Annotated in this window: 6 protein-coding genes and 2 pseudogenes; 4 read left to right on the plus strand and 4 right to left on the minus strand. The window is 71.6% G+C overall.

All coding sequences use genetic code 11. The features are described from left to right. The first annotated feature begins 1,960 nt into the window (after window positions 1-1,960). The gene (locus tag MXD62_RS27870; protein WP_006542630.1) at window positions 1,961-2,302 is read left to right on the plus strand and encodes an Lsr2 family protein; all 342 of its coding nucleotides are present in this window, start codon (window positions 1,961-1,963) and stop codon (window positions 2,300-2,302) included. 257 nt (window positions 2,303-2,559) lie between these two features. Here the strand turns inward: MXD62_RS27870 and MXD62_RS27875 are convergent, their stop codons facing one another. Continuing rightward, entirely contained in the window at window positions 2,560-3,966 is a 1,407-nt protein-coding gene (locus MXD62_RS27875; RefSeq protein WP_248832365.1) for an aminopeptidase P family protein, read from the minus strand. 460 nt (window positions 3,967-4,426) lie between these two features. Between MXD62_RS27875 and MXD62_RS41010 the strand changes: the two genes are divergently transcribed. From MXD62_RS41010 to MXD62_RS27885, 3 genes and pseudogenes are all read left to right on the plus strand, one after another. Beyond that, a complete protein-coding gene (locus MXD62_RS41010; protein ID WP_368862460.1) occupies window positions 4,427-4,600 on the plus strand; it encodes a CoA transferase in 174 nt (57 codons plus the stop codon). Continuing rightward, window positions 4,567-5,763, plus strand: a pseudogene (locus MXD62_RS27880) (CaiB/BaiF CoA transferase family protein). The gene MXD62_RS41010 and the pseudogene MXD62_RS27880 overlap by 34 nt, the downstream one beginning before the upstream one ends. A gap of 351 nt (window positions 5,764-6,114) precedes the next feature. Then, window positions 6,115-7,830, plus strand: a complete 1,716-nt coding sequence (locus tag MXD62_RS27885; RefSeq protein WP_248832366.1) for an LCP family protein — start codon at window positions 6,115-6,117, stop codon at window positions 7,828-7,830. Between the two features lie 76 nt (window positions 7,831-7,906). Here MXD62_RS27885 and MXD62_RS27890 read toward each other — a convergent pair whose 3' ends face one another. The 3 genes and pseudogenes from MXD62_RS27890 to MXD62_RS27900 all read right to left on the minus strand — a co-directional run. Continuing rightward, the gene (locus MXD62_RS27890) at window positions 7,907-8,983 is read right to left on the minus strand and encodes a YihY/virulence factor BrkB family protein (RefSeq protein WP_248832367.1); all 1,077 of its coding nucleotides are present in this window, start codon (window positions 8,981-8,983) and stop codon (window positions 7,907-7,909) included. Between the two features lie 188 nt (window positions 8,984-9,171). Beyond that, the gene (locus MXD62_RS27895; RefSeq protein WP_020458878.1) at window positions 9,172-9,372 is read right to left on the minus strand and encodes a hypothetical protein; all 201 of its coding nucleotides are present in this window, start codon (window positions 9,370-9,372) and stop codon (window positions 9,172-9,174) included. A gap of 156 nt (window positions 9,373-9,528) precedes the next feature. Then, window positions 9,529-9,888: pseudogene (locus MXD62_RS27900) on the minus strand (DUF3071 domain-containing protein); the annotation flags it as partial.

Raw genomic sequence — 9,888 nt, forward strand, 5'->3', positions numbered from 1 at the left:
TCGGCTCGGTCAGTTGTGAATAACAGACTTTTGTGTGAGTCCATGGACTCACTCAACGGCCACGCTTCTCCAGAGGGGCAGTTAGGAGCCAGTCGAATCAATAGGAGCTACGCATATCGGACGTCGTGGATGGCTTGGCTGGCAGGGGCCTGGAGGCACGGACGGGGCGGGTGGGTGGCGCCCAAGGGCGTCGGGCGGGCCGGGGCGGCTCGGTGCCCGACGGGCCGACCAGCACCTGCCGCGGTCCGCGTATAAACCCGCGCGCTTTGCCTGGAACGTGCCGGAGGTGTCAGGACCGCCACCGGATGCCGTGCCGGCGCGCGCCACCGCCGGAGGGCTCGGCGATCGGTGGCGGATCTGCCGGGATCCGCCACCGGCGGGACCTCGGCTGCCTGAGGCTCAGCCGCGCCCGCGCCGTCCAGGGTCCCCGGCGGCCGTGTCTGCGGGCCAGTAGCGGCCCTCAGAGCGTCCCTGTGGCCTTTGCGGCGGCTTTCCGAGGTTGTCCGCCGGCACCCCCCGATCGGGGTTGCTTCCGTCCCGGCTGAGTCCACTTCGCGCGGGCGGCCCGGCAGGTTCCGCCGACGACCGGCCGGCCCCGCCCGCCGACGACCGGCCGGCCCCGCCCGCCGACGACCGGCCGGCCCCGCCCGCCGGGGCCCGGCGGCCCGTTGGGCCCATCTCTCGAGGGTCGCGTCGTTCGGAGACGTATCTCCGAGGGGTTCCCCTGTTCGGCGGCGTATCTCCAGCAGGACTCCACCGCCCGGGAGTCGTGTCTGGCGGGAGTTCCGTGTCTGTCGGGAGCTCTGTGTCTGTCGGGAGTTGTGCCGCCCGGCGCCGGGCGGACACCATCCGTCCGGAGTGCCGTGCTCGGCGGGGCGGAGTTCCTCTCAGATAGGTGTGATTCCTGACATAGTTATTTTTCGCGATTCGGTGCGGTGACCTCGTCGAGGCGATCCCGAAGCCACCGGGAGCCGGCAACCCGCGCGCCCAAGGCGCGAACACGATCCCCCAGCGCCCGATCCGATGTGACGACCAGAGTCGGTCCCGTCGTGGTGCGTACGGCATCCACGATGGCGTCGTCCCCGCCCACGGGAGCGTGGATCACCAGGAGTCGTGGGGGTTCGCCGGCCATTCCGGGTAACGGGCCCTTCAGTTCCGGCGGCACAAGCGGAGGCTGGCCTTCCGACTGTCCGGTGGATATATCGCCCGTACCGACCGTGGGGGGTACGAACTTCGGTGTGCTCGGGCCGGCCGGTACACCCGCTCGGGCGGCACCCTCCAGAACAAGAAGGACGCGTGACGGCCCATCGGCCCGATCGCGATGTCCAACGGTCCGGGCGAGCAAGGCGAGAATGTCCCTGTGTAGTCGGTCGGCCGCAGCCGAGCGGTCCCGCCACCACCCGTCCGGTCGTGCGCCAATCACGTTCGCCGCGTCCACCACCCAGGTGAGCCGGTAGTCCGCTCCGGTCGGGTGCATAGCGTCAGGGGCGGAATCCGGCGTACTCACCGGGCGCCGGGGTCGGCTTTGCCAAACACGGCGGTGGGTTCCCGGCGCTGGAGCGCGGCCAAAGTCGCCGCCGGCACGGCTCCTCGTTTGGCTGCCAATCGAACGATCCGCCAGGCGTACGAAGGTGGCCGCTCGTCCGCGTACCGGCGTCTGCGCCCCGAGGCGGGCTGCCGTCGGGTTGGCGGGCGGCGCGGTGGAGTCGTTCGTGGGTCGACGTTTCGAACCGGAAGGTGTGATTCGAAGAACATGATCATCCCTCTATCATGGCGATGTCGATCCGCTCCTTTGGGTGCGGTCGACACCCCACCACGAGCCCACCAAGACGGAGGGGACTTGCGCCATCGTCGCGGTTGCCTCGCGCGTCCGACGAACCAGGCGTGACAGTTCACCGTCTTCTCGTGGTAATACTAGACCCGTAAGTTTCTGCGGTCCGCTGACCTGAAGGAGAGTGGCATGGCTCAGAAGACCATCGTCTCGTTGATTGACGATCTCAGTGGAGAAGAGGCCGACGAGACGGTCCGGTTCGGACTGGACGGCGCACAGTATGAGATCGACCTGTCGGAGAAGAACGCCACCAAGTTGCGGGAGTCGTTGGCGCCGTTCGTCACCGCTGCCCGCCGTTCCGGTGGCCGGGCGGCCAGTGGCCGTCGCGGGGCGCGCGCCGCTTCGCGGCGTACCGGTGGAACCGACCGCACCGCCGACATTCGCGAGTGGGCGCGCAGCAACGGCTACACGGTGAGTGACCGGGGCCGTATCGCGTCGAACATCGTAGAGGCGTACGACAAGGCTCACTGAGCCGGGTCGCGACTGCTTTCCGGGTCGACGCGCCGAGCGGTTGACCCTGGTACTACCCGAGTACCACCGTGATAGCCGGTGGGTCTCCTCGGGCCGGCGGCCGAAGAAGACGTGATCATCTTATCGCGTCCCGGTTCCTGCCCATCGATCGGCCGATGGGCAGGAACCGGACCACGGATCGCCGATTGCCGGCCGGCGACCGTACTACGCTCGGGGGCGGTCAAATGGGCGGCCGGCCGGCCGGACCCTGTGTGGTTTCAGTGCCTGGCGGCCTCGCCGGCCATCCATTTTTCGACATCGTCGGCCGAGCGTGCGAGCGCGGCTGACATGTTCCGACTTCCATCCGGCGTGACCAGGATGTCGTCCTCTATCCGGACGCCGATCCCGCGCAGCTCCGGCGGAACAGTGAGGTCGTCCGGCTGGAAGTACAGCCCTGGTTCGACCGTCAGCACCATCCCGGCCTCCAGCGCGGCGTCGCGGTAGGTCTCGTCGCGCGCCTGCGCGCAGTCGTGCACGTCCAGCCCGAGCATGTGCGACGTGGAGTGCAGTGTGTAGCGCCGGTGCAGGCCGGCCCCGGGTGCTTTCGGGTCCTCGCTGAGCGACTCTTCGACCGTGGCCGGCAGCAATCCCCAGTCGTGCAGCGCCTGCGCGATCACCCGCATCGCGGCCCGGTGCGGATCCAGGAAGGCGGCGCCGGGACGGACCGCGTCTATCCCGGCCTGCTGGGCCCGGTAGACGACCTCGTGAACCTGGCGCTGCAGCGGGCTGAAGCGCCCGCTCACCGGCAGCGTCCGCGTCACATCGGCGGTGTACAGCGAGCGGCCCTCGACCCCCATGTCGAGAAGTGCCAGGTCACCGGGCCGCACTGGGCCGTCGTCGCGGACCCAGTGCAGGGTCGTGGCGTGCGGGCCGCAGGCCACGATGGAGCCGTATCCGACGTCGTTGCCGTCGACGCGGGCCCGTCGCCAGAAGGTTCCCTCCAGCCAGCGCTCCCCGTTGGGGAGCGTCGCCGCGCGGCCGAGCTCGCCCACGCACTCGGTGAAACCGAGCGCGGTGGCCGCGACCGCCTCGTCCAGCCGGGCGATCTCGAAGTCGTCCTTGACCAGCCGGAGCTCGGACAGCACCTCGGCCAGCGCGGCGTCCCGGTCGGCGGACGAGCCGGTCGGCGACCACCGGCTCACCGCGCGGTCCACCCGGGCGTCCAGCCCGCGCACGACGCGGGTCCTGGCGGGCGCGAGACGGGCCAGCGCTTCGGGAAGCTCCGGCAGCGGCCGGCATTCGATGTCGAGAGCCGCTGTGGTCTCCCGTACACCGGGCCGGGGGCCCACCCACAGTTCGCCGTAACGGCGGTCCGTGTAGAACGCGGAACTCGATCGGTCGGATCGGTCAGCGAGATAGAGCACGGCGTCATGGTCGCCGGCAGCGGTGGGATGCAGGATCAGGACGGCGTCCGGTTCGTGACATCCGGTGAGCCAGAAGAAGTCACTGCCGGGGCGGAACGGGTAATCGGTGTCGTTCGCCCGGACGTGTAGCCCGCCGCTTGGTATGACAAGCGCTTCGGTGGGGAATCGGGTGGCCAGAAGCGAGCGCCGTTTCGTGGTGTAAGGGGCGCAGTCGTCACGCACCGCGACGGTGTCATCCACCGGCGCCCAGCCGCTCGCCATGAAACGCCTGAAGGCTGCGTGGGGTTCCTCGTCGTGCTTAGCCTGTCCGGTCCTGCCCGGTTCGTCCGCGGCTTGTTCCTCCGTCGTCGGACTGTCTGCGGCGGTGGGGAGAGTCCCCGGTGCGATGGTTACCCCCGCCGGCTCCTGTGCCCGGGTTGTCCCGATGGTCGGTTCCGGAGATTCCGGATCCGGCTGGATCGATTTCCCCGGTGGTGCGGTGGGGGGCACCGGGAGCCCCGGTGTGCCGGTGTCCGGCGAAGATGCGACGCGTTCCACTTCCGCGCCGCCCGAAGCGGGAGTGGTCCGGTGTGCGACGTCGTCGGCCGTACCGCCGGGGGATCGCCCCGCGACCGGGCGTGAAGCTGGTGTTTGGTGGGACTGGGCACTCATGCCGCTAACGGTAGGCCGCTTCCGCCGTGCTCGGGTAGCGTCCTTCGCCGTGGCGACCACGGCCGGCCCGATGGCGGGACTTCTCATCGTCGATCTCACCCGGGTTTTGGCGGGTCCGTTCGCGACGATGATGTGCGTCGATCTCGGTGCCCGGGTCATCAAGGTCGAACGGCCGGGCGGCGGGACGACTCCCGTACCTACGGTCCGTTCATGGACGGCCGGTCGCTGTACTTCGCGCGGGTGAACCGTGGCAAGCAATCCGTCGTCCTGGATCTCAAGGACACGACGGACCGTGACCTTCTGTTGCGGATCGTCGACCGGGCCGATGTTCTGGTCGAGAACTTCCGCCCCGGGGTGATGGACCGGCGGGGTCTCGGCGTCGATGCGCTCACCGCGCGCAATCCTCGCCTCATATAGGTCAGCATCTCCGGCTTCGGGCAAACGGGCCCGTGGCGGGAGCGGCCGGCATACGACTCCGTCGTGCAGGCGGCCTCGGGCATGGTGTCGATCACTGGACGCCCGGGCGAGGAGCCCGTCAAACCGGGTGTTCCGATCGCGGACCTGGCCGCCGGTCTCTATGCTTTCGGCGCCATCGGGGCCGCGCTGCAGGGCCGGAGCACCACCGGCCGCGGAACTCATCTCGATATTGTCATGTTCGACGCGACGGTCTCCCTGCTGGAGGGCGCCGCGCTGTCATATCTCTCGACCGGCGTCACTCCGCCACGGATCGGAAACGTCCACTACTCCATCGCCCCCTTTGACGCGTTCGCGTGCGCGGGCGGCAGCATCGTGATCTGCGCGGCCAACGACAACCTCTTCGGCCGGCTGTGCGCGATGGTCGAGCGGCCCGACCTCGCCGCCGACCCGAGGTTCCGCACCAACAGCGACCGGCTCCGGGAACGCGAAGCGTTCAAGACGGAGATCGAGGCGACCCTGCGCCGGCAGGAGCCGGACCACTGGTTGAAGGCACTGCAGGCCGCGGGCGTTCCCCATGGTCCGATCAATGATGTTCCGGCCGCGGTCGACTCCGCGCAGACGAGCACCCGCCGGATGGTGGTCGAGGCCGGTGGCCTCCCGCTACCCGGTAATCCCATCAAGGCTGCCGGATATCCGGACCCGCTCGAACGTCCCGCCGCCCACGCCCACGCCCGACGCGGACGGCGCCGCCGTGCGGGCGGAGTTCACGGGCCCCGCCGCCAGCTGACCCGTCCCGCGGCCCGACCGGCCGTCCCGACGGCACGGCACGGCGTGGCGTGGCCTTGCCGGCGCGGCCTGACCGGCCCGGCTGATCGGCCTGGCCGGCGGGTCGGCCTGCCGTCGCTACCGCCTCCCGCCGGAGCGTGCGAGGCTGGGACGGAACGGGCAGCCCGGTTCCCAATATCGCAGATGGCCCGAAACAAGCGGTGACAGCACCGACCGGACTGCCGGACTACAGACAACACCGTCGGATGTCGGCAGAGATACCGGTACAACGGAGCAAGCCGGCGGAACACCGGTAGAACAGTGATGGGCCGACGTGGAGGTCCGCGGGTCGCCCAGGCGGCGGCCCGGGGGGCTGGCCGCGGCGGTCCGATGGGTACCGAGTGGTACAGCACCGGCCAACCCGGTGTGAGCGTCGGACGAGATCCCGACCACCGCCCCGCCGTCGCCTCAATGCGGCCGGCGGCGCGGCGGGCAGGCGGTCTGCGGCGTGAACCTGTCGGGACCGTCGGGAACGATGATCCTCGTGCCCGGCGGGTGAGCGAGGGGAACGTGGCCATGACCTGGCCTCCGAACAGTGGCGATCCGGACGGCTGGGACCCGCGCGACCGCCGTCGTCCACCGCCCGGCGCCGGATCCGGCCGCCCCGGGTACCCAGGTCAGGGCCAGGGCCGTCCACCGGTTCCCGGCCGCCTGCCGCAGGAGCGCCCGGCGCGGGACAGGCGCGACCGCCCGGTGCAGGGACGTCCGGCGCAGGGCCGCCCGGCGCGGGACCGGCCGGCCGCCGGCGAGGAGAACTGGCCGGCGGGAGCCTGGCCGCGCCACGAGCCCCGCTCGGCTCCCGCGCCGATCCCGCCCACCCGCCGGCTGCCTCCGCCGGGCGCCACCGACGGCGGGCGGACCCGGCCCGCCCCGAACGACGGGCTCGGCGGGTACCGCGCGCCGGCCGGCCCGGGGCCCGGGTACGGCGGCCCGCGCGGGCCGTACGACACCCCGGGCGAGGACCTGCCCGCGGAGGAGCCACACCGCCCGGTGAGCGGTGTGCGCCGGACGGTGACCCTGGTGGCCGCCATCGTCTCGGTGGCCGTCCTGGTCGTCGCCACGAGCGGCTGGGCCGTGCTGCGCCACTACGACGGCAAGGTGAACCACATCGAGCTCACGTTCTCCGACTCGGCCGCGCGGCCCTCCGCCGCCGGCGGAGGCACCCAGAACATCCTGCTGGTGGGCTCGGACACCCGCGCGGGCACCGGGGGCGAGTTCGGCCAGACCGAGGGGCAGCGCTCGGACACCACGATCCTCGCCCACCTCGACGCCGACGGCTCGACGACCCTGGTGTCCTTCCCCCGCGACCTGTGGGTGCAGATCCCGGGCTACACCGGCTCCGACGGCACCCAGCACGACGCGCAGAAGTCCAAGCTCAACGCGGCGTTCGCCTACGGCGGGCCGTCCCTGCTGGTCCGGACCATCGAGACGCTCACCAACATCCGGATCGACCACTACCTCGAGATCGACTTCCTGGGCTTCCAGGCGATGACGGACGCGCTCGGCGGCGTCACCGTCTGCGTGAAGGAGCTGACGCCCGAGCTCAAGGCGCAGGGCTTCGACAACCTCAACGACCGGTACTCCGGCTGGCACGGCCAGGTCGGCGACAACACGCTCACCGGTGAGCAGGCGCTGGCCTTCGTCCGGCAGCGTTACGGCCTGCCCGGCAGCGACCTCGACCGCATCCACCGCCAGCAGCAGTTCCTCGGCGCGGTGTTCCGTGAGGTCGCCTCCACCGGGACCCTGCTCAATCCGCGCAAGCTGCTCGACGTCGTGGACGCGGCCACCTCCGCGCTGACCCTGGACGACCACACCTCGCTCACCGATCTGCGCCTGCTCGCCGTCCGGATGCAGGGCATCAGCACCGGTGGGGTCACCTTCGCGACCGTCCCGGCCACGCCGTCACAGGCCGGCGGGCAGTCCGTGCTCCTGGCGAAGACCGACGAGCTGACGACGCTGCTCGCCGGGATCGGCGGCTCCCCGCCGCAGGCCGCCGGGCCCCCCGCGCTCGACCCCGCCGGCTCGCCGTCCGGCTCGACGGCGGCCTCGGCGGCCTCGACGGCCTCCGTGGGCGCTACGGCCGCGTCCGGTGCCGTGCCGGCGTCCGGTACCGGCCACGGTTCGGTGGTCACCGCGGACCTGCGCGCCACCGGCGGGCGGCCCGCGGGCGGCGCGGTGACCCTGGCCCAGGCCACCCCCGAGCCGTCCGGCGGGGTGGGCTGCACCTACTGACGCGGGGAGCCGAACCCTGTCGCGGACGACCCGGGCCCTGCTGTGGGGGACCGGGCCGTGCCGCGAGGGCTGAGTCCTAACGTGGGGGAGTCGAGCCCGGCCGGGCCTTGGCGTGCCGCGGGACGCGGCGCTGGCGCGGGGGGCGCTCGTCGATCGCCGCGTTCAGCTCGGCGCCGAGCAGCACGGCCAGCGCCGTGATGTAGAAGAACAGCAGCGCGGCGACGGGCGCGCCGAGCGAGCCGTATACCAGCTCGTTGCTGAAGACCAGCTCCAGGTACATCCGCAGCAGGTAGCTGCCCACCAGCCACAGGAAGAGCGCGAGCGCCGCTCCGGGTAGTGCCCGGCGCCAGGACCGCCGCACGGGCAGCGCCAGGTGGTAGAGCGTCGTCAGCATCGCCAGCGACACCACCCCGACCACCGGCCAGAAAAGAATCCTCAGCAGGTCGTCGACCACTGGGTGACGGCCGGAGTTGAGCATGTCCGACAGCAGGCCGGGCCCGAGGACGAGCGCGGGCAGCAGCAGGACGCCCGTCGCCACCTGGGCCAGGAACAGCCCGAGCGCGAGCAGGCGGCTGCGGACCGCCGAGCGGAGCTCCCGCTGGCCGTAGGCGATCGTGATGGTGTTCACGAACGTCGCCATCGCCGTGGATCCCGTCCACAGCGACAGCACGAAACCGATGGAGATGACGTCCGGGCGGCCGCGGGAGAGGATCTCGTCGATCGTCGGCCGGACGGTGTCGTCGACCACCGACGCCGTCAGCAGGTTGTCGGCGCCGTCCAGGATGCTCAGGCGGACGTTGTCGAGGGCGTCGCCGCCGAGGAGGTCCCCGATGTAGCCGATCGTGCCCAGCAGCGCCAGGAGCAGCGGGGGCATCGACAGCAGCTGCCAGAAACCGGCTTCGGCGGCGAGACCGAGAACACGGTGCCGCCAGGCGTTCGCGACGGTCGTCCGCGCCAGGCGCAGGGCCCCCCAGGGGACCCATGACCTTGGTTGCAGCAGCCGGCGGGCGAGATCACGCACCGCCGCGCCGCGGTCGGGCCCACCGGCACCCATGCATGCGCGTAACCAGCGCAGCGCCAACAGCGCCCGCCGGGCCGGGTCCCGCATGCCGGGGCGGGTCGTCGGACCAGGTCCACCCGCTGGGGGGGCCATGGCCGGCACCGCATCGTTCCCAGTGGTGGACACGCGCCCCACCGTATGACTATCGGCCCGCGGTTCCGGTGAGGGTGTCCTTGCGCCGGATGATGGTCGTCGTACCGGCCCGGTGGCCACGACACCGGGCCGGTGACGAGTCGAGGGCATGCCATGTGATCATGGCATGCCCTCGGGAGTCAGTCGTGTCAGGAGACGCTCAGCTTGTCGGTCTCGTCGTGGTACTCGACTGCGACCGAGCGGAGCTTGGAGTCGTGAGACTTCGCGTGATGGCGGCAGAAGAGCAGATCTCCGCCCCCAGGCAGAACGACCCGGACGTAGGCCTGGGCGCCACACCTGTCGCAACGGTCGAGGTTGGTCAGCGTCGGCATCGTGGTAGTCCCTGTCACACCTTCTCCAACTGTGTTGAGCGGCCAGACGTTCCGCCTGGCCATGTGACGGTTTACTCACAGCCGGCTCTCTCGGCGTCGTTGCATCCAGAGCGGCCTCCGCCCCCGGTGCCTCCTCGTGGCGGACCGGTGACGAATCTCGGGTTCGACCCCCTCCTAGGGCCGGCGGGCGCCGAACACGATGTCGTCCCATGCTGGCACCGACTTGCGTCCGCGTCGACCGCCTGCGGGACGTTCGCCGCTACGACCTGCCGCCGGCTGCCGTCCGCGGTTGCCCGCGGCGGCCGGCTGGGCGGCCCGTGCGGCCTGCTGGGCCGCCTCCGTGGCGGCCTCTGTGGCGGCTTCGGCGGCGGTGTCGTCGACCGCGGCGGCGGTGGTCTCCGCCGTGGTCTCGAACTCGCTGTCGGCCGCGGTGGACGGCTCGGCGGGGTGCTCCGCCGCGGTGGAGCCGGGGGGCGGGCGGGCCGGCGGGGCGCCCCCCGCCCGCGCCGGGGGGGGCGCGCCCCGCGGCGCGCG

This window comes from Frankia sp. Mgl5 (assembly GCF_023242985.1).
GTDB lineage: Bacteria > Actinomycetota > Actinomycetes > Frankiales > Frankiaceae > Parafrankia > Parafrankia soli.